Genomic DNA, 21,688 nt, shown 5'->3' with positions numbered 1-21,688 from the left:
GGACCGCTTCGCTCAGGTCGGCGGGGTGACGAACGTGAACCGCTCGGGACCGGCGTCGGACCCGTCGTCGAGCACGCGGATGCCGGATTCACGGCAGGCGGTGATGCCGTCGCGGTGCACGCGCTCCGGCCGAGGCCGCTTCGGTACGCCGGCGCTGCCGAAGACGGCCCACGCGTTCGCCGCCGCGGCGCTCGTGAAGCGGGTGCTGTACCGGACACCGGCGAAACCCGCTGCGTCGAAGGCCCGGGCCCACGCCTGCGGCACCCGGTAGTCGCCCATCGTCTGCAGCTCCGCCCCCACGCCGGACCGGACCGCGAGCGGGTCGGTGACGTCGGCGAAACGGCGGCCGCGGGAGGCGCGCGCGGCCACGACGACCATCTCCCGAGCCCGTGCCGCGAACACGGTGTTCGTGGTCAGGGTGTGGTGTGCGAGACGCTCCCGCACGGCGACCTCCACCGAGTCCGCCCAGTAGCAGGTGCCCCGCGGAGCGGCGAGGTCGAAGCGGCCGCCGTCGATCCCGTCCGCGTCCGCCGGGGTCGAGGCGAACCACCAGGCACCGCGGTCGTGCCGCTTCGCCCGGTAGAAGGTGGTGCCGCGCGACTCCGCCGCGGGGAAGGCCGACAGGTCGACGCCCGCGTCCGGGAGCTGCTGGGCGACGTCGGTGCGCCGGGGCTCGTGTGCCGGGGTCATCGCGCGCGGCTCAGGCGTCCGCGTGCCAGGCGTTCGCCGCGCGACGGGCGGCAGTGACCACGGGCTGCACGCGACCGTCCCGGAGCGCCTGGGCGGCGGTCGTCCCGCCGAACTCGTCGGCGACGGTGTTCAACCAGAGCGCGCTGCCCCACGGGTCGATGCCGTCGCGGTCGAGCAGGTCGAGGACCTCCCGCAGGTGCGGGAGCGGGGCGCCGGAGGCACCGAACTGGAACGACGGGAAGATGCGGGTGCCGTCCCCGATCTTCAGGCCGAGCAGGTCGCGCTTCTGGCTCGCCTTGTGGATCGCCTGCCGGCTCACACCACGCCAGGTCGCGAGCGAGGTCGTGTCGTAGAACGGCCCGATGAGGGCGTCCGCCTCGTGCTTCACCGCGGGCAGGGCGGCGAGCATGCGTTCGGCCAGCGCGTCGACGTCCGCAGAGTCGGAGAGCGCGCCGTCCGCCCGGCCCTGCCGGACGAGGTCGGTGACCGCCTCGACCAGTGCGGTCTCGGTGGCGGAGAGCCCCCGGCCCGCGCGGCGGTCCGCGTCGGCCGTGGCGCCGGAGCGCTGAGCGCTCGCACCGCGGGTGGCCGAGCGGTGCAGTGTCGATTCCAAGCCGGACTCCTGTCGTCAACCGTGTCAACCACACGCTACGCGCGGGGCGACAACCGTGTCAACCCGTCCTGCCGGTTCCGCTCCCCCGACCGCCGGACGGGAGGCGCGGTGCGCTTCCGGCACCGCGCCTCCCGTCCGGCGACCCCGCGTCAGCGGGTGTCAGTGCTCGTCGTAGTGGTCCTCGTGACGGGCGTGACGGTGCCCGTCGTGGACGAAGTCGACGTGGTCGTCGTGCTCGACGGTCTCGTGCTCGCCGCCGTCGCGCTCGTGGTCGTGCTCCTCGACGCCGTGCTCGGCGACGCGGTGCTCGCCCTCCGCGGGTCCGTCGACGGTGGGCTCGGTCGTGTCGGTCATGGTGCCGTCCTTTCGTGAGATCGGTTCTCATGCCACCGTACGGGCTCGTCCCCCCGATGTCCGCCGGCGGACCGGCAGACCCGTCGGACCTTCCCCGGGACGCCGTGCCGTGCCAGGGTCGGACCGTGTACACCGACATCACCGGACCGGACCTCACCTCGTACCGCGGCAGCGTCGCCGAACCGGACGACTTCGACGACTTCTGGCGACGCACCCTCGCGGCAGCGCGGGAACACCCCGTCGCCGTACGGACCGAGCGGGTCGACACCGGCCTGACGACGGTCGACACCTACGACGTCTCGTTCGCCGGCTGGGACGGGCAGCGGGTCGCCGCGTGGCTGACGGTCCCCGCGGGCAGCAGCGCCGACGCTCCGCTCCCCGCCGTCGTGGAGTACCTCGGCTACGGCGGTGGACGCGGCCTGCCGACCGAACGCCTGCTCTGGGCGTCGTCGGGCGTCGCGCACCTGCTCATGGACACCCGCGGCCAGGGCTCCGGTTGGGCGACGGGCGACACCCCGGACCCGGACGGCAGCGGACCGGCGATCCCCGGCGTGATGACCCGCGGCATCGAGTCGCCCGACACGTACTACTACCGGCGCCTGACCACCGACGCGGTCCGCGCCGTCGACGCCGTCCGCGACATCGACCTCGTCGACGGCCGGCGGGTCGCGGTGCTCGGCGGCAGCCAGGGCGGCGGGATGGCGATCGCCGTCGCCGGCCTGGTGGAGGGACTGGCCGGGGTGTTCCCCCGCGTGCCGTTCCTCTGCGACCACCGGCACGCCACGCAGATCACCGACGCGTACCCGTACCACGAGGTCGTCGACTACCTGGCGACGCACCGCACCGCCACGGAGCAGGTGTTCGGAACGCTCGCGTACTTCGACGGCGTCCTGCACGCGGCCCGTGCAACCGCACCGGCGTGGTTCTCGGTCGCGCTGATGGACCCGATCTGCCCGCCCTCGACCGTCTACGCGGCCTACAACGCCTGGGGTGGCCCGAAGGAGATCACCGTCTGGGAGTACAACGGCCACGAGGGCGGCGGGGCGCACGAGGACGCCGACACGCTGCCGCGGCTCCGGCAGCTGTTCGGCTGACACCGGAGCGACCACGGCGACCGGCCAGCGGGCGAGCACCGGCTCGGTCACCGGGGAGGGCCACGATGTGACGCTGCGTTGCGCCGTGTAGCGCCGTGTTGCGGAGTGTGCCGCCGTGTTTCGTCCTCCGTTGTGAGCGGGGCGGAGCCCTCGTACCGTCGGGCCACCGACCGGCACCCGCCGGCCGGGTCACCGACGTGAGGGACACCGATGACCGACACGGCCCCGGCGCACACCGCCTCTCCCCGCGCGCTCGTGTTCCGCACGGTGCACCCCGACGACCCTGCCGTCGCCCCGCTGCTCGCCGACCTGGAACACGAGTACGACACCCGGTACGGCGACTCCTCCGACGAGCCGGCGTCGGTCGAGCTCCGGCGTTGGCCGGCGGAGGACTTCGTCGCCCCCCGCGGTGCCTTCGTCCTGCTGTTCGAGGACGACCAGCTCGTCGCCGGCGGCGCGTTCAAGCCGTACGACGCGGAGACCGTCGAGCTCAAGCGCATCTGGACGGCGCCGGCCGCACGTGGGCGGGGGCTCGCCGGGCTCGTCGTCGCCGAACTCGAGGCAGAAGCCCGCCGCCGTGGGTTCCGCCGCGTCCACCTGACCACCGGGCCGCGGCAGCCCGAGGCGGTCCGGCTCTACCTCCGCTCCGGGTACACCCCCCGGTTCGACCGCGGACGGCCGCCGGAGGAGATCGGGATCCACCCCTTCGAGAAGGTGCTCGACGAGGCGGAGGCGGAGCGGGCCTCCCGTCCCGGGACCGACCCGGACGTCGTCCTGGCGGGGCGCGCCGCGCTCGACCGGCCCGTCGTGCCGCTCCGGCACCCGCTGCGGTGGCTCGCCGCCGCGGTCGTCCTCGTGCTCGTGCTGAACCTGGTGCAGACCCTGTTCACCAACCCGTCCTGGGGGTGGCCCCGTGTCGGGACGTGGCTGTTCAGCCCGGCGGTCCTCACCGGACTGCAGCTGACCCTCGTCGCGACCGCGTTGAGCGCGGTGATCAGCTTCGCCGGTGGCGTCCTCGTCGCGGTCGCCCGGATGTCGCCGAACCCGGTGTTGTCCGGGCTCGCCTGGGGCTACGTCTGGCTGTTCCGGTCGGTGCCGCTCATCCTCGTGCTCGTCTTCCTCTACAACCTCGGCTCGCTGTACCCGTCGATCGGCGTCGGGATCCCCTTCGGGCCGCAGTTCACCGTGCCGACGACCGACCTGCTCGGCGACCTGGCGATCGGGGTGCTCGCGCTGAGCCTCAGCGAGATCGCCTACGCGTCGGAGATCGTCCGCGCCGGGGTCCTCGCCGTCGACACCGGGCAGCGTGAGGCGGCGCAGGCGCTCGGACTCCCCCGTCACCGACAGTTCCTGCGGATCGTGCTGCCCCAGGCCCTCCGCTCGATCGTGCCGGCGTTCGTCAACCAGCTGATCGGGCTGCTCAAGGCGTCCTCGCTGCTGTTCTACGTCTCGCTGCTCGACCTGTTCGGGGTGGTGCAGAACCTGTCGAGCACCTACCCGACGGACGTCATCCCGCTGCTCGTCGTCGCGACGCTCTGGTACCTCGCACTCACCAGCGCCGTGTCGGTCGTGCAGTACCACGTCGAGCGGTGGACGGCCCGCGGCTCGGTGCGCGAGCTGCCGCCGACCCCCTGGCAGCGGATCCGTGCCGCGCTGCGGGCTGCCCGCCGCACCGCCGCCACCCGTCCCGCGACCACGGCGTCCCACCCGTCCGTCGCATCGACCGCCGTCAGGAGCACCCGATGACCGCCGCCGTCTCCGTCCGGAGTGCCGTGAAGGCGTTCGGCGACCACGTCGTCGTCGACGGCGTCGACCTCGACCTGCCCGCCGGGAGCGTGACGGCGGTGCTCGGACCCTCCGGGTCGGGGAAGTCGACGCTCCTCCGCGCGATCAACCACCTGGAGCCGCTCGACCGCGGCGTCGTCACCATCGGCGGCGAGCCGGTCGGGGTCCGCGTCCGTCGCGGCCGCGACGGCCGTGAGCGCCTCGAGGAGCTACCCGAACGGATCATCCTGCGGCAGCGCTCCCGGATCGGGTTCGTGTTCCAGCACTTCAACCTGTTCCCGCACCTCACCGCGCTCGAGAACGTCGTCGAGGGGCCGGTGGCCGCCGGGGTCCCCGCCGACGCTGCCCGGGCACGCGGCAGACAGCTCCTCGACCGGGTCGGGCTCGGTGACCGCGCGGACAGCCGACCACGGCAGCTGTCCGGCGGCCAGCAGCAGCGCGTCGCCATCGCCCGGGCGCTCGCGCTCGAGCCCTCGGTGGTGCTGCTCGACGAGCCGACGTCGGCGCTCGATCCGGAGCTCGTCGGCGAGGTGTTGTCCGTCATCGCGGACCTCGCCCGGTCCGGCACCACGCTCGTCGTCGTCACGCACGAGGTCGCCTTCGCCCGCGAGGTCGCCGACCACGTCGTGTTCCTCGACCGCGGCCGCGTCGTCGAACAGGGACCGCCGTCGCAGGTCATCGATGCGCCGGCGCACCCGCGCACCCGCGACTTCCTCGCCCGCGTGCGCTGACCGCGCGGCTCTCCCACACCCCGTCCCCACCCGATCCCCTCGTCTGGAGCACCATGTCCTCGAACCCCGTCTCCCTCCGCCAGCGGCACCGTGCCGGCGTCCTCGTCCTCGCGGCCGGCGTCGTCGTCGCACTCGCCGGCTGCTCAGCGAACGCCGCGGCCGACCCCGCCGGCGCGGACGACGGCTCGGTCACGATCGGCGCCGCCGCGAACGGTGCCGCGACCGAGACCACGCTCGACGTCGCGGCCGACCCCGCCCTGCACGATGCCCTCCCCGCCGATGTGAAGGCCTCGGGGAAGCTCGTCATCGGCGTCGGGGCCCTGCCCGCCGGGGTCCCGCCGCTCGCCTTCACCGGGGACGACCAGAAGACGCTCACCGGCTCGGAGCCGGACCTCGGCCGCCTCGTCGCCGCGAAGCTCGGGCTCCGGGCGGAGGTGTCGAACGCGACCTGGGACAACCTCTTCGTCGGCATCGACGGCGGCAAGTTCGACGCCGGGTTCTCGAACATCACCGTGACCGAGCAGCGCAAGGAGAAGTACGACTTCGCGTCCTACCGGCAGGACGAACTCGCCCTGCAGGTACCGGCCGACAGCGACCTGTCCTTCGACGGCGACCCGTCCGTCCTCGCCGGGGAGACGATCGCCGTGAGCTCGGGCACGAACCAGGAGAAGATCCTGCTCGAGTGGCAGGAGCAGCTCGCGGCCGACGGGAAGACCGTCACGGTCAAGTACTACCCGGACGGCAACGCGGTGAAGCTGGCCCTCGACTCGGGGAAGATCGACGGGTACTTCGGCCCGAACCCGACGATCGCCTACCAGAACAGGCAGAGCGCGGGTGGGGCGCACCCCACGAAGACGGCGGGCACGTACTCCGGAGCCGGGGCGGACCTGCAGGGGCTCATCGCGGCGACGACGAAGAAGGGCAGCGGTCTCGCGGATCCGATCGCGGACGCCCTCGACGAGCTCATCGAGGACGGCACCTACGCGGAGTGGCTGCGGGCGTACGGCCTGTCGAACGAGGCCGTCGAGCACTCGGAGGTCAACCCCGAGGGACTGCCGCTCGACAACAGTTGACGCGCGGCTCCCGCGCTGGCACGACGCGCCGCTCACCTCCCCGGTGGGCGGCGCGTTGTGCGTTGCCGCCGTCGTCCGCGCAGCGGTGACGGGCCGGCGGTCCCCGCCGGGACGCACGCCGTCGGACGGGAGGCGCGGTGTGCGCCGGCACCGAGCCTCCCGTCCGGCGGCAGGACCGCACCCCGCGCGAGCGGGCGCGACCCGGGTCGCGCGGCGCGGCGCGCCGGGCTCCAGGCGACGCCAGGCCTCAGCGACGCCTGGCCTCAGCGACGCCTGGCCTCAGGCGACGACGACCGCCTCGGCGGTGCGGCGGGCCCACTCGGCGGCGAGCAGCTCGTAGGAACGCACCCGTGCGGCGTGCTCGTGCGTGATCGTCGTGACGAGGAGCTCGTCCGCACCGGTGACTCGGCGGAGCACCTCGAGACGGTCCGCGACGTGCCCGGCGTCCCCGACGAAGCGGGCGGCGATGCGGTCGCGGACGGACGCGGCGGCGGCTGCGTCGAGCGGGGTCGCGCGGGCCTCGTCCGGCGTCGGGTACGCGATCGCGCCGATGCCGGACCGGATCGAGTGCACCCACTGCCCGTAGCCGTGCGCGAGTTCCTCGGCCTCGGCGGTCGAGCGGCCGACGACGACGTCCGCGGACACGATGACGTACGGCTCGTCGAGCACGCCGGGGCGGAAGGCCGCGCGGTACGCCCCGACGGACGCCAGGACGGTGCCGGGCGTGGAGTGGTAGTTCGCGCCGTAGGGCAGACCGAGCACCCCCGCGATCCGGGCGCTCTCGCCGCCGGTCGAACCGTGGACCCAGAGCTCGACGTCCGCACCGGTCGCCGGTGGCGCCTCGACGACGGCGCCGTCACGCTCCCAGGTGCCGGCGAAGAGGGCACGGACCAGGGCGAGTTCGTCCTCGAACCGGTCGACGTCACCGGGTACGCGGCCGAGCAGCTCCCCCTGCAGGGCGAACCGGCTCCCGGGGGCGATGCGGAGGTCGAAGGGCGCGGGCAGGAGCAGCCCGTCCACCTCGGTGTCCGCGCGCGGGGCGAGCGCGGGCGGCTTCGGCGTGCCCGGAGCGGGTGCGCCCGAGCGGCCGAGACCGAGGTCGAACCGCGGCCCGTACAGCCCGGTGAGGGTGCCGAAGGTCTCGGCGATCTGCAGTCCGCGGACGTTCCCGACCAGGGTCGCTGCGCTGCCGACCCGGATCGACGTGGTGGCACCGGCGACGGCACCCATGACGACGGTCGGCGCACTGCCCGCGACGCCCGGGTTGAGGTGGTGCTCGGCGAGCCAGTACCGGGCGTAGCCGGCGCGCTCGGTGACGACGGCGAGGTCGACCGTCTCGTGCAGGGCCGCCGTGGCGGACGAACCGCTGCGCACGGGGACGAGGTCGAGCACCGAGAGCGGCACCGGCGCCCCGCGGTCGACGCCGCTCACGCGAGCACCCCCTGGCGGTCACGGACCCGCCCGGAGAGCCCGAGGGTCTCGCGCAGGGTCGCCCCGTCCTCGTACTGCTCCCGGTACACACCGCGCTCCTGCAGCAGTGGGACGACGCTGTCGACGAACTCGTTCAGGCCGTACGGGTTCGTGTGCGGGACGACGACGAACCCGTCGGTCGCCCGTTCCTGCACGTACCGGTCGATCTCGGCGGCGATGCTCGTCGGCGTGCCGACGAAGCCGCCCCGTGTCGACACCCGGATGACGAGCTCGCGGATGGACAGCCGATCCGCCGCGGCCTGCTCGCGCCACGTCTGCACGACCGCCCGGGGGTCCCGGACGTGCCGGACCCTGCCGCGGGTGATCGTGTCCGCGTCGACGTCGGGTTCGACCTCGGGCAGCGGTCCGTCGACGTCGTAGGACGACAGGTCCCGGTTCCAGACCTGCTCGAGGAACGCGATCGCGGTCGCCGGGCTGACCTGCGCCCGACGGATCGCACGGGAGCGTTCCTCGGCGTCGGCCCGGGTGTCGCCGAGCGTGAAGGTCGCGCCGGGCAGGACGAGCAGCTCGTCCCGGGAACGTCCGACCCGCTCCAGCCGTGCCGCCAGGTCGTCGGAGAACCGGCGGGCGTCCTCGAACTCGGTGTGCAGCGAGAAGACGACCTCGGCCTGCGCGGCGGCGAGGTCGCGGCCCTCGTCGGAGTCGCCGGCCTGCACGAGCACGGGGTGACGCTGCGGGCTGCGCGGCACCGGGAACGTGCCGGTGACGTCGAACTGCGGGCCGTGGTGGTCGACGTCCCGGATGCGGGAGCGCTCCGCGTACACGCCGGAGGTCACGTCGGCGACGACGGCGTCCGGCTGCCACGAGTCCCACAGCTCGCGGGCGAGCTCGACGAACTCGGCGGCGCGCGTGTACCGGTCCGCGTGGTCGAGGAAGCCCCCGCGTCGGAAGTTGGCACCGTGGAAGGCGTCCGAGCTCGTCACGACGTTCCACCCGGCGCGGCCCTCGGTGAGGTGGTCGAGCGTGGCGAGCTGCTTCGCGAGCTCGACCGGCTCGTTGAACGTCGCCGACAGCGTGCCGACGAGCCCGATGTGGGACGTCACCCCGGCGAGGGCGGCCAGGACGGCGAGCGTGTTCGGACGACCGACGACGTCGAGGTCGTGCACGCGGCCCTTCTGCTCGCGGAGCCGCAGCCCCTCGGCGAGGAACAGGAAGTCGAACCGGCCCCGCTCGGCGTTCCGCGCGAAGTGCTCGAACGACGAGAACGCGATCTGGCTCTCCGCGCGGTCGTCGCTCCAGACCGTGGTGTTGTTGACGCCCGGGAAGTGGGCGGCCAGGTGCACCTGTCGCTTCGTGCTCATGCGGGGACCCCCTCGGGTGTGGTGGTGGCGTACCGGCTGACCGCGGGGCGCAGCCCGAACCGCGTCCGCAGGTCGGCGACGGGGCGCGAGGCGACGTCCGCGCGGAGCCCGGCGGTGACGAGCGCGGGGACGAGCTGTCGGGCGACGGCGGTGCTGTCGAGCGGGATCCGCAGCGGGCGCAGTCGGACGCCGGCGTACCCGAGGGCACGGAGGTCGCCGATGCGGGACACGAGTTCCGGCACGGTGGTCGCGAGCACGGCGGCGTCCGACCAGGGGGGACCCGCTGCCGCAGGCCCCGCCGCCACGGTTCCCGCCGCCGCGTCGAGCGCCGCCAGCGCGTCCGCCGCCTCCGCCGACGACGACCCGATGAGCACCGCGAGGTCCGCGAGCACCGGGCGCTCCCGGTCCGATCCGGCCGCCTGCTCGGCGTCCCGCACCGCGGCCAGCGCGCCCCGGTCCTCCCGGCCGCCCGCACCGGGCGTGACGAGCACGACGTCCGCGGCGTCGACCGCGAACCGCGCCGTGTCCTCGCGGTGCGCCAGTGCGAGGACCGGCGGCCGACCCTGCGGGGACCGCGGGACGATCGACGCGCCGTGCACCGACAGGTACGAGCCCCGGAACCGGGCGTCGTGGATGCGGTCGCGGTCGATGAAGCGGCCGGTGGTGACGTCGCGGATGACGGCGTCGTCGTCCCAGCTGTCCCAGAGACGTGCGACCACCTCGGCGACCTCGCGCGCCTCGTCGAGCAGCGGCTCGACCGTGCCCGGTCCCGGTGCTCCGTCGGGCAGGGTCCGGCGGCCGAAGAGCGCGGCCTCGCGGGCGGTGGGACTCACCTGCAGTCGCCACCCGGCCCGGCCGGTTGACACGTGGTCGAGGGTCTGGAGGGCCGTTGCGACGTGGAACGGTTCGGTGTGGGTCACCGAGACGGTCGGGACGAGGCCGATCTGGCGGGTGGCCGGTGCGACGGCGGCGGCGACGAGCAGTGCGTCGAGGTGCCCGACGACCGTGCTGGTGTCGAGGTCACCGGTCGCGTCCACGGGGCCGGCGGTGAAGGAGTCCTCGAACGTGACGGCGTCGACGCCGAGGCGGTCCTGCTCGCCGACGACGTCGCGCCAGTGCTGCAGGGTCGGCAGGCGTCGCGCGGCGACCGGGTCGGTCCGCCAGGCTGCCGGGTGCCATCCGGCGCCCTGCAGGGCGGTGACGAGGGTGATGCGGTCGGGCACGGGTTCCTCGGCTCTGTCGGTGGTCACGGCGTGCGGGACGCGGGGCATCGGGCGTGCGTCGACGCTACGGCGACGGACGCCGGACCGGGACGTGGGTTGCGGTCCGTGACGGGGTGTTGCGTCAGATGACGTCCGGCGTCCGTCCGTCACGCGGGTGGTGACGGGGCTCGATCACCAGGTGATGCGGACGAACTCCCGGCGGAGGCGGTCGGCTCGTCCGGGGTTGGTCTGCTCGACCCAGCCGATGCGGCCGAGGAGGTGCGCCCGGAAGTCCGGATGACCCGAGCGGTTCTGCGACTCCGGTCCGTGCTCGGCGCAGTTGTGGAGGACGGCGTGGAGGCGGTCGACCTCGCGGCGGCCGGGAGCGGTGCGGTCGTTGACGACGACGCCGGTGACGCTCTGGCGGACGCTCGCGGGTCGGACCCGGGTCTTGCGGGCGTTGAGCCGGAGGCCCTGGTCGGTGACGATGCGGTCGACACCCCGGAGGAAGGCGTCGGCGCGCCGCGCGAGACGGTCGTCGCCGCTGAAGGTGAGGTCGTCGGCGTACCGGGTGTAGACGGCACCGGCGGCGTCGGCCCACCCGGCGAGGCGCGCATCGAGGTGCCGCAGCACGGTGTTCGCGAGCGCCGGGGAGGTCGGCGCTCCCTGGGGCAGGTGCGCGTCGGCGAGGGCGCGGCGGAGGGCGGCCCGCTCGTCGACGTCCCCGCCGGGCGGCATCGCGGTGAGCACGTGGGTCGGGACCCGGTGGGTGCAGAGACCGGTGAGGACGTGGGCGAGGGGTTCCGCGAACCCGGCCGCCCGGAACACCCCGTACACGGACCGTGCGCGGACGCTCGCGAAGAAGCTGGTGAGGTCGGCTGTGATGACGACGCGTTGCCCGACGTGCAGCGTGGCGCCGGAGACCACGCTGCGGCCGGGGACGAAGCCGTGTGCCGCATCGTGCACCGGCAGGACCGCCAGGAGTTCGTCGAGGACCGTCCGTTGCGTCCGGCGGAGCATGTCCAACGGTTTCTCGAGCAGGCGCGGCGTGCGCCCCGGGCGGCGGACCCACTCGTGCCGGTGGTGGTGCAGCGGGCTGGCGGAGCCGGGTCGGCGGTTCCACCCGCGCGTGTCGGCGAGCACAGGAGCCGGCCGACCGTCAGGTCCAGTTCGCGGGCGAGCTCGGGCAGGGTGTCGACGAGCAGGCGGCTCGACACCCGCGGCACCGCGCGCACGGGGACCGCCCGCCGCAGCAGCACCCGGACCGGTCGGCGGGTGGACCGTGTGCGGTGCAGTCGCACCAGCTGCGGTGACGCCGCGATCACCGCCGCGAGTTGCCGGGGTGCGTCGACGGGAGGCCGTGGGTACGTCTCGAGCACGGTGCGGACGGCGTGGCCCACGTACGCGCGCTCCGGTCCGACGACGTCGAAGCCCGCGGCCGTGAGTAGACCGGTGTCCCAGGCGTCGGCGGCGAGGAAGGCGTCCGCGAGGGCGGTCGCGACCACCTCGACGGGCGTGGGGTTCCCGGGAGACCTGTCGGTGCCTCCGTGAGGTCGCGCGCGCGGAGCGCGCCGAGCCTCTCGGGGCGTGTGGTGCTGCTGGTCCTGCGTACCCCGGGGTGACCCCGGAGAGGTCGACGCGTCACGCGCGCCGTCCGCCTCCCCCGGGAACTCCACGTGCTCACCATACGGAGGATCGCGCTACCGTGACGAGCGACACCGCCGTCCCTGTGAGGAGCACCATGCCCGACACCACCGGAACCACCGACACCACCACCGGAGCCCGGTACCGCGAACTCGGGACCGAGCAGAAGCTCGCCGTCCTGCTCGCGGAGGAACGCGAACTCGACCACGACTCGTTCGACCTCGACGACGCCTGGGCGGTGGGCTCCTGGTTGCGGGCGACCGCCCTGGAGCGCGGGCTCGGCGTCGGGTTCGCGGTGTCCTTCGGCGAGCAGCGGGTGTTCCACGCGGCGACCCCGGGCTCCGGCGCGGTGAACGACGCCTGGTTGGAACGGAAGTTCCGGGTGGTGCGGCACTTCGCCCACTCCACCCTCGCGGTGCGGACGCAGTACGAGGTCGGCGGTTCGACGTTCGACGAGGCCGCGGCGCTCGACCCCCGGCAGTACCAGGCCGCGGGCGGGGGCTTCCCGCTCGTGGTCCGCGGGTCGCTCATCGGCGCCGTCGGCGTCAGCGGCCTCGAGATGCACGACGACCACGCGCTCGTGGTCGAGGCACTCCGGGCACACCGGGCGTCGCGCCCGTGACGACGGTGGACCCCGACGACTGCGTCTTCTGCCGGATCATCGCGACGGACGACGCGGACACCGTCTGGATCGAGCGGGAGCCGGACGCGGTCGCGTTCCGGCCGCTGCCGGAGTCGGAACTCGCGCCCGGGCACACGCTGGTCGTCCCCCGGGAGCACGCCACGGCCCTCCTGGACGTCGCCCCGGACGCCCTGCGAGCGACGGCACTGCTCGCGCAGCGGGTGGGGCGTGCCATGCGGGCCGCGCTCGGTGCGACCGGGGTCGTCGTGCTCAGTGCGACCGGAGCGGACGCGGGCCAGAGCGTGCCGCACCTGCACCTCCACGTCGTGCCGTGCTGGCCCGACGACGGTGTCCTCCGCTGGCCGGAACAGCGCTCCGCGCACGTCGTGGACGGGGACCCGTCGGCGTTGCTCGCGGAGATGTTCGAGTGAGCGGACAGCCCGGCGAGGCCGCTCGCGACACGGCCGTGCAACTCGTCAGGTCCGCGGCGCTGAGTCCGGCCGCCGAGTACGCGTACGCCGCGACCGTGCCCGCCGGAGCGCGACTGGTGTTCCTCGCGGGTGCGTGTCCGATCGACAGCGCCGGAGCGACGGTGTCCCCTGGTGACCACGTCGCACAGGCCGTGCAGTGCATCGCGAACCTCCGACAGGCGCTCGCCGACGCCCGAGCAGGCCTGACGGACGTCGTCAGCACCCGCGTGCTCGTGGTTTCTTCGCGACAGGCGGACCTCGTCGCAGCCTGGGCGGTGGTGCGCGACGCCTTCGGCGCTCATGACGTCCCGAGCACGCTGCTCGGGGTCACCGTTCTCGGGTACGACGACCAGCTCGTCGAGATCGAGGCGGTGGCAGCCGTGTTCGACGGACCAGCCGGGCGCCCGGCCTGACCGCCGCTCCCTTCGACGGCCCACCCTTCTCGATCCGGTCGGCGAACGAGCACCACCCGCTGTCCCGGCCCGACGGGGTCCGTCTGGTGGCGAGCGTCCAGCGTCCGTGAGGGTCAGCGTCGGTGACGCGATGCAGGAGCGGCCTCGGGAACAGGACCCGGCCCACGCCGTGGCTCACCCGCCGAGCCGTCCGGAGCGCCGCCGGACGGCGAGGACGACGCCGCCGGCGACGACGAGCAGCACCCCGCCGAGCACCCACGGCAGCACGGGTGCTCCGGTACCGGTCGCGGTCGGGTCAGCGGCAGCAGCAGGGGTCGGCGTCGCCGTGGCGGACGTGTCCAACCGGGCCTCCCGGCTCGCGGTGGCGGACGGCGAGGAGAGCGGAGCGGGCGTACCCGACGCAGCCGGAGCGGCCTCGACGGTGAACGCGACCTGGCCGTCGACCGGGTGGCCGTCCGGTGAGACGTACCGCCACAGCACCGTGTGCGGGCCGGCCGACAGGTCAACGCGCTTCGACATCGTCGTCCCGTCGACGCGGACCTCACCCGTCGACTCGTCCTGGCCGGTCTGGTCCCGCACCTCGATGCGGAGTCCCGCGTCGAGACCTGCGAGCGGAGCCTCGCTGAACGTCAGGTCGACCTGCCGTACGGCCGTCGTCACCGTCGCGCCGTCCGCAGGGGTGCTGCCGATGAGCGCCGAGTGCGCCGCGGCGGGCCCGGCACCGACCGGACCGGCGACGACCGCCGCGAGGACGACCGCCAGCGCGAGGGCGGAGCCTCCGACGCGACGGGAGGAAGAGCTGCTGCGTCCGGTCCGTGGCACAGACGGACTCTACGGGTCCGAGGTGTGCGCCCGGCGGACGGACGGGAGGCCCGGAGCCGACCGGCACCGGGCCTCCCGTCCGACGGACGCCCGCGTCAGCGGCGCGAGCCGCTCCGGAGGAAGAGCACCGCGGCACCGGCGACGCCGAGCCAGACCAGCGGCCGCGTGACGCGACGCCGCTTCGCGACCCAGCCGCCGTCGGTCGCGTTGCCCGCGTCGGTCGGTGCGTAGAGGTTCCCGTCGGTGGGCGCCTGCTTCCCGCGGAGGGCGAAGACCTCGACGGCCGGACGGGTGATGCGGTGGAACAGCCACGGCACGATGAACTCGGCCGGCACGAGCGCGGCCTGGATGCGCCCGACGTAGCGGTTGCGCTTCGGGTGCAGGGCCTCGGCGACGACGGCCTTCGCCGCGCGCTGCACGGACACGGTCGGGGGCAGCGGGTGCGACGCCTTCTCGGTGTAGTTCGCACCGTTCTGGTAGATCGGGGTGTCGATCGTCGACGGCAGGACGGCGCCGAAGCGGATGCGCGTGCCCAGGTGCTCGTCGGCGAGCACGTCCATGAGCCCGAGGGCCGCGTGCTTGCTCGTCACGTAGGCCGACTGGTACGGCGCGGACAGCAGCGACTGGATCGAGCCGACGAGGACGTACGTGCCCTCACCACGCTGCTTCCAGTGCGGCAGGAGCGCCTTCACGGCGTGGACGTGACCGTGCAGGTTCGTGTCGACGACGCGCTTGAACGCCTCGGTCGGGGTCTGCTCGAACAGGCCGTAGACGAACAGGGCGGCGTTGCCGACGAAGACGTCGATGCGGCCGAAGCGACTGGTGACGGTGCCGACGAGGTCGTTCACCTGTCGCTCGTCGGCGACGTCGGTGGGGACGGCGACGGCCTCGGCGCCGAGTTTGCGGCACTCGGCGGCGGCTTCCTCCAGGCTCTGCTCGCCGCGCGCCGCGAGGACGAGCGTGGCGCCCTGCTTCGCGAACTCGTGCGCAGCAGCCCGGCCGATGCCGCTCGATGCTCCGGTGATGACGACGACCTTGCCGCGGAATCGTGAACCCATGGCTCTTCCCTACCCGGTCGGGGCTGCTGGGGAGCCGAGCGGCGTGTCCCCCGGCCGCGCACCCGGGCGCTCGGTGGTCCGGGTGGCGCCGGCGGGGTCGAGCTCCGCGCGGAGCGAGCGCAGAACCCGCACCAGCACGGGTCGCTTCAGCCCACCGGCGGCGAAGGGTCGGCCGAGCGTCGTCCGGGGAGCGAGCACGACGTGTCCGTTCGCGGTGCTCACCCAGATGCCCCAGTCCTGTCGCACCCCCTTGACCACGGTGTTCGCGAGGCCGAAGGCGCGGATGCGTTCCCACGGCAGCGCATGCACCGGCCGGGCGTGGTCGGGTGTCCAGCCGTGCAGCCCGGTGTCGTCGACGGTCCAGACCTCCGGCTTCGGGTCGGCGAACTCCTCGCCGGCGACCAGGGCGGCCGTCTCGACGGGCAGGTGGAACACCGGCCGGCCACCGGTGGCGCGGATCCGGGCGAGGGTGCGACGGTCGCGTCGGCCGGACGACCATGCGGCGAGCGCCACGCCCGGTCCCGTCAGGAGGAGGATCGGTGGGACGAGCAGGAACACCCCGCTGCGCGGCGTCGCGTCCGCGATGCGGCGCGTGACGTCCGGCTGCACGAACATCTCGACGAGCAGGAACGCGCCGAGCGCCGAGACGAGCACCGTGACGAGGACGATCCGCCAGGTCGGAGGGACCTCGCCGTCCCGCAGTCGCTGCACCCATCGGTCCCCGTCGTGTTCCACGGGCCCAGCTTGGCAGCGGGGACGGTCGGGGTCCGCCGAGGCTGCCGGCGGAGTCCGTGTCCCGTACCCGTGGCAGGTCAGGCGTGGTCGCGGAGGGCTGCGTCCCCACACCGAGCGCGCTCGGCATACATGGGAGAACGGGTGAACGGCAGGCGACGCGGTCGGCGTCCGCGCCGCGCCGGTCAGGACCGTGCGACCGTCGGTGAGGTCGCGGCGGACGGCTCGGTGCGGGATCCGGCGATCCGGTGGACGCTCGGTTGACCCCTCCGGAGGTCGTGCACGAGAGTGAAGCGATGCTCTCCCTCGTCTACATGTCCGTCGCCGTCGACGACCTCACCGACGCGCAGCTCGTCGACCTGCTGCGGGACGCCCGCCTGAAGAACGACGCGCTCGGCGTCTCCGGGCTCCTCGTCGCCAAGGAGGGACGCTTCATGCAGGTCCTCGAGGGGCCGGCGTGGAGCGTCGAGGACCGCTTCGGCGCGATCCAGCGCGACCCCCGCCACACCGACGTCCGTTCGCTCAGCCGCGAGGAGATCGACACGCGCCGCTTCGACGGCTGGTCGATGGCCTTCGGCACCCCGTCCGACGTCGAGGTCCGCGACGAGCCCGGCTTCAGCGACTTCCTGCAGCGACGCGGTGGTCTGCCGACCGGGCTCTCGGGGTCACCGGCGGACTGGCTCCTCCGGTGGTTCCGCGGTCGGCAGTTGCAGGACACCCCGCTCGAGGCCGTCTCGCTGGGACGCCACGCCGCCTGACACCGGGCAACGCCCCGTTCACCCGGCTGTGGCACGGTGACGGACGTGCACCACGCTCCCGTGACCGGCCCCCTGGCCCGTCGTCTCCGGTTGTCCGACGCCGTCACGATCGGTCTCGGCTCGATGATCGGCGCCGGCGTGTTCGCGGCGTTCGCCCCCGCGGCCGCCGCTGCCGGGACGGGGCTGTTCCCCGCCCTCGTCCTGGCGGGCGTCGTCGCCTTCTGCAACGCCACCTCGTCGGCGCAGCTGGCAGCCCGGTACCCGACGTCCGGTGGTGCGTACGTGTCCGGGCGGGAGCGGCTCGGACCGTGGGCCGGCTTCGCCGCGGGGTGGGGCTTCGTGATCGGCAAGACCGCGAGTTCGGCGGCGATGGCGATCACCTTCGCCGCCTACGTCGTACCGGAGCCGTGGCAGAAGCCCGTCGCGATCGCCGCGGTCGTGGTGCTCACGGTCGTGAACACGTTGGGCATCACGCGGACGGCGCTGCTCACGCGCGTGCTCGTCGTCGTCTCGCTCGTCGCGCTGACCGTCGTGGTCGTGATCGGCACGACCTCGACCGGGTCGACCGCGGCCGACCCGGGTACGCCCGCGGCACCGCTCGGCGTCCTGCAGGCCGCCGGGTTCCTGTTCTTCGCCTTCGCCGGCTACGCCCGCATCGCCACGCTCGGGGAAGAGGTCGTCGACCCCGCCCGGACCATCCCGCGGGCCGTGGTGACCGCGTTGACGATCACGCTCGTCGTCTACGCGCTCGTCGCGGTCGCGACCGTGCACGCGCTCGGGCCGGGAGGCACGGCCTCCTCCGCCGCGCCCCTGCGGTCCGTCGTCGACACCGCCGGACTGCCGTGGCCGGGCGTCGTCGTGCAGGTCGGGGCGGCGGCCGCGTCGCTCGGCGCGCTCCTCGCGATGATCGCCGGCGTCGGCCGGACCAGCCTGGCGATGGCGCGGAACCGGGACCTGCCCGGCTGGTTCGCCGCCGTGCACCCGCGCTGGCAGGTGCCGGCACGGGCGGAACTCGCCATCGGCGTCGCCGTGTGCGTGCTCGTCGCCGTCACGGACCTGCGCGGGGCGATCGGCTTCTCGTCCTTCGGCGTCCTGCTGTACTACGCCGTCGCGAACGTGGCCGCGTGGACGCAGGAGCGGCAGGACCGGCGGTACCCGCGCCTCCTGGCCGTCGTCGGCGTGGTGGGGTGCGTCGTCCTCGTCGCCGCGCTGCCGCTCACCTCGATCGTCGGCGGTGTGGCCGTGACGGCGGTCGGCCTGGCGTACCGGGCCGGGCGGCTCGCGCTGGCGCGACGGCGGGTGCGCTGAGCACCGCCGGTCCGGGCGGCTGCGGCTTCCTCCCGCGCGCTGCCGCCTGGCGGCCGCCGCCGATCGGTCGACGTGTCAGTGCGCGGCGACGGGGACGCTCTGCGCCCGGGCACCCCGCGGAGAGGCGACCTCGAGCGTCACCACCACGGCCGCGACGAGCAGGGCGGTGACCGGCAGCGACACCGCCGGGACCGCGATCGAGGCGAGCACCGCGACCGACAGCACGACGACGGCCGTGTTCGCCCGCTGCGGCAGTGACGGTCGGATGGCGAGCGCCCAGATGGACAGCACGAACAGCGCGACCGGGACGGCGACGGTCGCGGCGACGGCGACGGAGCTCAGGTGCACCCGACCGGCGTCGGCGAGCACCGCGACCTCGATCCCCGCCGGCAACGCACCCGCGGCCGCGAAGACGAGGTAGTGCCCGTAGCCGAACACGAGCGCCGACCGCAGGTCACGGATGTGGTCGTGCTGCTCGCGCGAGAAGTAGATCCACCACATCCCGACGGTGATGACCAGTCCGCAGCCCGCGAGGGTGAGCAGGGAGCCGAGGTGCTCGGTGTGCTCGAGGGCGTCGATCACGGCGTTCGCCGATGCGAGCAGCCCCTCGCCGAGGACGATGAGCGTGAACAGCGAGTACCGCTCCGCCAGGTGGTGGGTGTGCCACGGCGTCGTCTCCGACCGCGACTCGACCCAGACCGGCACGAGCAGTTCGCCGAGGATGAGCAACGGCGCCGCGAACGGCCGCAGGTCGTGCGGCAGGGCGAGCGACGCGACCCAGAGGACCTGGACGCCGGTGACGCCCACGGCGTAGCGGACGGCGCTCGGTCGGTAGCGCGCCGACGACACCGCGGCCCGGACCCACTGGCCGACGAGCGCCAGCCGCATGACCACGTACCCGGTGATCCCGACCGTGAAGTCGCCGTCGACCATGACGGCGTGCACCCCGGCGGCGAGGACGAGCACGCCCGCCATCTGGACCACCGTCATCACCCGGTACAGCCAGTCGTCGGTGTCGAACGAGGTGGCGAACCACGTGAAGTTCATCCACGCCCACCAGATCGAGAAGAACACCAGGCCGTACGACAGGACCGCCGACGTCACCTCGCCCTCCGCCTCGATCTCGTGCAGGTCCGTCGCCGCGAGACCGACCGCGACCACGAACACCAGGTCGAACAGCAGCTCCAGGGGGCTCGCGGCACGGTGCCGCTGGGTCGGGTCGCGGGGGACCATCCGCCGCAGGCCGATCGTCGTCACGTCACGCCTCCTCGGTCGTGGGCACGTCAGCGCGTTTCGCGCAGGTAGGTGAGCACCGCACGGACCCGACGGTTCGCGTCGTCCGGTGCGAGGTCGAGCTTGGTGAAGACGTTGCCGACGTGCTTCGCGACCGCGGCGTCCGACAGGTGCAACTCGCGGGCGATGTCGGCGTTCGCGGCGCCCTCGGCCATGAGCGTCAGGACCGTGGTCTCGCGTGCCGTCAACCGGGCCAGCGGGCTGTCGGTCGTCCGACCACGGGCGAGGTGGCGCACGACGTCCGGATCGACGACCACCCCGCCGTCCGCCACCGTCTCGAGCGACCGGAGGAAGGCGGCGACCTTCCCGACGCGGTCCTTGAGCAGGTACCCGACCCCGCCGCGTCCGTCGTCGAGCAGGTCCTGCACGTACGCGCCCGCGACGACCTGCGACAGCACGACGACGGGCAGGTCGGGGTGCTCGCGGCGGAGCGCGATCGCGGCGCGGAGGCCGTCGTCGGTACCGGACGGCGGCATCCGGACGTCGGTGAGCACGAGGTCCGGCCGCTCCCCCGTCGCGGCGAGCGCCGAGACACCCCGGACCAGGGCGCCGGCCTCCGCCGCGGTGCCGACCACGGTGTGACCGGAGCGCTCCAGCAGACTGACCAGGCCCTCCCGGAGGAGCACGGCGTCCTCCGCCACGAAGATCTTCACGAGCGTCATCGAACCACGTCGGGACGGTCCCGCAGGTGTTCGCCGTGCGTCGGCACGCTGAACCGCAGCACGGTCGGGCCGCCGATGGGGCTCTCGACGTGGAACGACCCGCCGAGGACGGCCGCGCGCTCCCGGAGTCCGTCCAGGCCGCCACCGGGGGACGACACGGCTCCCCCGACGCCGTCGTCCGCGACCTCGAGCCAGAACCGGTCGTCGGTGGTCCCGGCGGTCACCTGCACGGTGGCCGCCGCGCCGTGTCGACCGGCGTTCGTCAGTGCCTCGCTCACCACGAAGTAGGCCGCGGTCTCGACCCGTGCGGGCGGTCGGACCGGCAGGTCGACGGCCACGCGCACGGCCAGCGGGGAGCGCGCGGCGAGTTCGTCGACGGCGGCGCCGAGTCCGTGGTCGACGAGGACGCGGGGGTGGATCCCGCGGATGGTCGCGCGCAGGGCGTCGACGGCGTCGTCGACGTTGCCGCTGATGCGGTCGAGGGCCTGCCGCAGGGTGCCGAGGTCCCGGCCGTCCCGCTCGGCGGCGTCGAGGTCGACCGCGAGCAGACCGATGTTCATCGACAGGATCGTGAGCTGCTGCTGTGCGCCGTCGTGCAGGTCGCGTTCGATGCGTCGCCGCTCGGCGTCGAACCCGTCGAGGAGCGCCCGCCGCGAGTCCGTGAGTTCCTCGACGCGGTGTTCGAGTTCGCCGGTCCGGTCGCCGAGGAGTGCCCGGGCGACCAGGTCGTGTGCGGTCGCGAGGGCGGTGACCGCGTACAGCAGGACGACGAGCACGACGAGGGCGCCCGCGAGCTCCACGGGTGGGCTGAGCCGGAGGCCGTCGAGCCAGGTCCGGATGACGTCGTCGTCCTGCGGGCGCGCCCCGGTGGCGGCCCCCACGGCGACGCTGACGCTGACGAGGGTCAGGACGACCAGTGCGAAGCCGATCCCGGCGACCAGGAGGAACACGGGCAGGTAGCCGAGTTCGGACCAGGCGAGCGGGTCGCGGAACCGTCCACGCAGGGTGGTGTGGCGGCCCCGTCCGGACGACCGGGGGTCCGGGATGCGTGGCAGTCCGAGCACGACCGGCAGGCGGCGACCGACCCGGGCGACCGCGACGGCCCAGACGGGGGCGAGGAACCAGGTGGCCACGACGGGTGCGACGACGACGAGTCCGAGCGCCGCGGTGAGGGTGACGTCGAGCAGCGCTCGCCACGGCGTGCCCGACAGGAGGAACGTCCACGGCGGGACGGTCCACGCCGGCCCGGTCGACGGCCCGGTCCGACGGGGCGGGGCGCCCGTGCGCGTCGGTGGATCGGTCCGGTCCGTGCTCGTCACCCGCCCACGGTAGGGCGCGGAGGCGCACCACCACCAGGGTGACGGCGACCGGTCGACGGTGGAGTCGGCTCCACCACGGGAGTCCGGCCCCCACCCGTGTGCGCGGCGCCGGACGCCGTCAGGATCCAGGACGTGGGACCGCTGACGGATCGTCGAGCCCTGCCGATCAGTCCGGGTGCAGGTCCCGCACCACAGCCCCAGCCGAGCACCGCGGAGTCCGCCGTGTCCGGCCCGCCCCTCCGACAGGAGTCCC

The 21,688-nt window shown here is 74.0% G+C and carries 22 protein-coding genes; 9 read left to right on the top strand and 13 right to left on the bottom strand.

Annotated features, from left to right (window positions below; all coding sequences use genetic code 11):
• Window positions 1-12: 12 nt before the first annotated feature.
• The 3 genes from DEI84_RS03485 to DEI84_RS03475 form a co-directional block, all read right to left on the bottom strand.
• Complete coding sequence (locus DEI84_RS03485; protein ID WP_110889690.1) at window positions 13-690, bottom strand: RES family NAD+ phosphorylase; 678 nt, start codon at window positions 688-690, stop codon at window positions 13-15.
• A gap of 10 nt (window positions 691-700) precedes the next feature.
• Complete coding sequence (locus tag DEI84_RS03480; RefSeq protein WP_110889689.1) at window positions 701-1,303, bottom strand: hypothetical protein; 603 nt, start codon at window positions 1,301-1,303, stop codon at window positions 701-703.
• A gap of 159 nt (window positions 1,304-1,462) precedes the next feature.
• On the bottom strand, window positions 1,463-1,657 hold the full coding sequence (locus tag DEI84_RS03475; protein WP_110889688.1) for a zinc transporter permease: 195 nt from the start codon (window positions 1,655-1,657) through the stop codon (window positions 1,463-1,465).
• A gap of 125 nt (window positions 1,658-1,782) precedes the next feature.
• Between DEI84_RS03475 and DEI84_RS03470 the strand changes: the two genes are divergently transcribed.
• From DEI84_RS03470 to DEI84_RS03455, 4 genes are all read left to right on the top strand, one after another.
• Window positions 1,783-2,751, top strand: a complete 969-nt coding sequence (locus tag DEI84_RS03470) for an acetylxylan esterase (RefSeq protein ID WP_258371687.1) — start codon at window positions 1,783-1,785, stop codon at window positions 2,749-2,751.
• 210 nt (window positions 2,752-2,961) lie between these two features.
• Window positions 2,962-4,497: a GNAT family N-acetyltransferase gene (locus DEI84_RS03465; RefSeq protein ID WP_110889687.1), complete on the top strand. Its 1,536-nt coding sequence runs from the start codon at window positions 2,962-2,964 to the stop codon at window positions 4,495-4,497.
• Window positions 4,494-5,267 (top strand): amino acid ABC transporter ATP-binding protein, encoded by a 774-nt coding sequence (locus tag DEI84_RS03460; RefSeq protein ID WP_110825409.1) that lies wholly within the window; start codon window positions 4,494-4,496, stop codon window positions 5,265-5,267. Before DEI84_RS03465 ends, DEI84_RS03460 begins: the two co-directional genes overlap by 4 nt.
• Before the next feature lie 53 nt (window positions 5,268-5,320).
• A complete protein-coding gene (locus DEI84_RS03455; protein ID WP_110889686.1) occupies window positions 5,321-6,340 on the top strand; it encodes a transporter substrate-binding domain-containing protein in 1,020 nt (339 codons plus the stop codon).
• A gap of 279 nt (window positions 6,341-6,619) precedes the next feature.
• Here the strand turns inward: DEI84_RS03455 and DEI84_RS03450 are convergent, their stop codons facing one another.
• The 4 genes from DEI84_RS03450 to DEI84_RS03435 all read right to left on the bottom strand — a co-directional run bounded on the left by DEI84_RS03450 (window position 6,620) and on the right by DEI84_RS03435 (window position 11,477).
• Entirely contained in the window at window positions 6,620-7,771 is a 1,152-nt protein-coding gene (locus DEI84_RS03450) for an LLM class flavin-dependent oxidoreductase (RefSeq protein ID WP_110889685.1), read from the bottom strand.
• Window positions 7,768-9,132: an NtaA/DmoA family FMN-dependent monooxygenase gene (locus DEI84_RS03445; protein ID WP_110889684.1), complete on the bottom strand. Its 1,365-nt coding sequence runs from the start codon at window positions 9,130-9,132 to the stop codon at window positions 7,768-7,770. The genes DEI84_RS03450 and DEI84_RS03445 overlap by 4 nt, the downstream gene beginning before the upstream one ends.
• Complete coding sequence (locus tag DEI84_RS03440; RefSeq protein ID WP_181420334.1) at window positions 9,129-10,355, bottom strand: LLM class flavin-dependent oxidoreductase; 1,227 nt, start codon at window positions 10,353-10,355, stop codon at window positions 9,129-9,131. The genes DEI84_RS03445 and DEI84_RS03440 overlap by 4 nt, the downstream gene beginning before the upstream one ends.
• Window positions 10,356-10,526: 171 nt before the next feature.
• Complete coding sequence (locus DEI84_RS03435; protein WP_110889682.1) at window positions 10,527-11,477, bottom strand: reverse transcriptase family protein; 951 nt, start codon at window positions 11,475-11,477, stop codon at window positions 10,527-10,529.
• 598 nt (window positions 11,478-12,075) lie between these two features.
• On the opposite strand from DEI84_RS03435, the gene DEI84_RS03430 reads away from it, so the two are divergent.
• From DEI84_RS03430 to DEI84_RS03420, 3 genes are read left to right on the top strand one after another with little or no spacing between them, the layout of a single operon-like run.
• The gene (locus tag DEI84_RS03430; RefSeq protein WP_110889681.1) at window positions 12,076-12,600 is read left to right on the top strand and encodes a heme-degrading domain-containing protein; all 525 of its coding nucleotides are present in this window, start codon (window positions 12,076-12,078) and stop codon (window positions 12,598-12,600) included.
• Window positions 12,597-13,031, top strand: coding sequence for an HIT family protein (locus DEI84_RS03425; RefSeq protein ID WP_110889680.1), 435 nt, complete (start codon window positions 12,597-12,599; stop codon window positions 13,029-13,031). The genes DEI84_RS03430 and DEI84_RS03425 overlap by 4 nt, the downstream gene beginning before the upstream one ends.
• Complete coding sequence (locus DEI84_RS03420; protein WP_220032863.1) at window positions 13,028-13,483, top strand: RidA family protein; 456 nt, start codon at window positions 13,028-13,030, stop codon at window positions 13,481-13,483. Before DEI84_RS03425 ends, DEI84_RS03420 begins: the two co-directional genes overlap by 4 nt.
• Window positions 13,484-13,657: 174 nt before the next feature.
• Here the strand turns inward: DEI84_RS03420 and DEI84_RS03415 are convergent, their stop codons facing one another.
• The 3 genes from DEI84_RS03415 to DEI84_RS03405 all read right to left on the bottom strand — a co-directional run bounded on the left by DEI84_RS03415 (window position 13,658) and on the right by DEI84_RS03405 (window position 16,098).
• The gene (locus tag DEI84_RS03415; protein ID WP_110889679.1) at window positions 13,658-14,305 is read right to left on the bottom strand and encodes a copper resistance CopC family protein; all 648 of its coding nucleotides are present in this window, start codon (window positions 14,303-14,305) and stop codon (window positions 13,658-13,660) included.
• 95 nt (window positions 14,306-14,400) lie between these two features.
• Window positions 14,401-15,363: an SDR family NAD(P)-dependent oxidoreductase gene (locus DEI84_RS03410; protein WP_110889678.1), complete on the bottom strand. Its 963-nt coding sequence runs from the start codon at window positions 15,361-15,363 to the stop codon at window positions 14,401-14,403.
• A gap of 9 nt (window positions 15,364-15,372) precedes the next feature.
• Window positions 15,373-16,098: a hypothetical protein gene (locus DEI84_RS03405; protein ID WP_110889677.1), complete on the bottom strand. Its 726-nt coding sequence runs from the start codon at window positions 16,096-16,098 to the stop codon at window positions 15,373-15,375.
• Between the two features lie 293 nt (window positions 16,099-16,391).
• Between DEI84_RS03405 and DEI84_RS03400 the strand changes: the two genes are divergently transcribed.
• Both DEI84_RS03400 and DEI84_RS03395 read left to right on the top strand, forming a co-directional pair.
• Entirely contained in the window at window positions 16,392-16,853 is a 462-nt protein-coding gene (locus DEI84_RS03400; protein WP_110889676.1) for a BLUF domain-containing protein, read from the top strand.
• A gap of 123 nt (window positions 16,854-16,976) precedes the next feature.
• On the top strand, window positions 16,977-18,161 hold the full coding sequence (locus DEI84_RS03395) for an APC family permease (RefSeq protein WP_375537643.1): 1,185 nt from the start codon (window positions 16,977-16,979) through the stop codon (window positions 18,159-18,161).
• A gap of 75 nt (window positions 18,162-18,236) precedes the next feature.
• On the opposite strand, the gene DEI84_RS03390 is transcribed toward DEI84_RS03395, so the two are convergent.
• Genes DEI84_RS03390 through DEI84_RS03380 form a run of 3 tightly spaced genes read right to left on the bottom strand, consistent with a single transcriptional unit; the run spans window position 18,237 to window position 21,435 of the window.
• Window positions 18,237-19,418, bottom strand: coding sequence for a low temperature requirement protein A (locus DEI84_RS03390; RefSeq protein ID WP_258371685.1), 1,182 nt, complete (start codon window positions 19,416-19,418; stop codon window positions 18,237-18,239).
• Between the two features lie 26 nt (window positions 19,419-19,444).
• Window positions 19,445-20,116, bottom strand: a complete 672-nt coding sequence (locus DEI84_RS03385) for a response regulator transcription factor (RefSeq protein WP_110889675.1) — start codon at window positions 20,114-20,116, stop codon at window positions 19,445-19,447.
• Window positions 20,113-21,435 (bottom strand): sensor histidine kinase, encoded by a 1,323-nt coding sequence (locus DEI84_RS03380; protein WP_110889674.1) that lies wholly within the window; start codon window positions 21,433-21,435, stop codon window positions 20,113-20,115. Before DEI84_RS03380 ends, DEI84_RS03385 begins: the two co-directional genes overlap by 4 nt.
• Between the last annotated feature and the right edge of the window lie 253 nt (window positions 21,436-21,688).

Source organism: Curtobacterium sp. MCBD17_023 (assembly GCF_003224415.1).
Taxonomy (GTDB): domain Bacteria; phylum Actinomycetota; class Actinomycetes; order Actinomycetales; family Microbacteriaceae; genus Curtobacterium.
The sequence above is the reverse complement of the archived record's forward strand: the minus strand, read 5'-3'. Positions and strand labels throughout refer to the sequence as shown.

Coding starts and splice junctions, on each gene's coding strand:
- DEI84_RS03485 (WP_110889690.1), bottom strand. CDS start 690: ATGACCCCGGCACACGAGCCCCGGCGCACCGACGTCGCCCAGCAGCTC.
- DEI84_RS03475 (WP_110889688.1), bottom strand. CDS start 1,657: ATGACCGACACGACCGAGCCCACCGTCGACGGACCCGCGGAGGGCGAG.
- DEI84_RS03465 (WP_110889687.1), top strand. CDS start 2,962: ATGACCGACACGGCCCCGGCGCACACCGCCTCTCCCCGCGCGCTCGTG.
- DEI84_RS03460 (WP_110825409.1), top strand. CDS start 4,494: ATGACCGCCGCCGTCTCCGTCCGGAGTGCCGTGAAGGCGTTCGGCGAC.
- DEI84_RS03455 (WP_110889686.1), top strand. CDS start 5,321: ATGTCCTCGAACCCCGTCTCCCTCCGCCAGCGGCACCGTGCCGGCGTC.
- DEI84_RS03445 (WP_110889684.1), bottom strand. CDS start 9,132: ATGAGCACGAAGCGACAGGTGCACCTGGCCGCCCACTTCCCGGGCGTC.
- DEI84_RS03430 (WP_110889681.1), top strand. CDS start 12,076: ATGCCCGACACCACCGGAACCACCGACACCACCACCGGAGCCCGGTAC.
- DEI84_RS03410 (WP_110889678.1), bottom strand. CDS start 15,363: ATGGGTTCACGATTCCGCGGCAAGGTCGTCGTCATCACCGGAGCATCG.
- DEI84_RS03400 (WP_110889676.1), top strand. CDS start 16,392: ATGCTCTCCCTCGTCTACATGTCCGTCGCCGTCGACGACCTCACCGAC.
- DEI84_RS03395 (WP_375537643.1), top strand. CDS start 16,977: ATGATCGGCGCCGGCGTGTTCGCGGCGTTCGCCCCCGCGGCCGCCGCT.
- DEI84_RS03385 (WP_110889675.1), bottom strand. CDS start 20,116: ATGACGCTCGTGAAGATCTTCGTGGCGGAGGACGCCGTGCTCCTCCGG.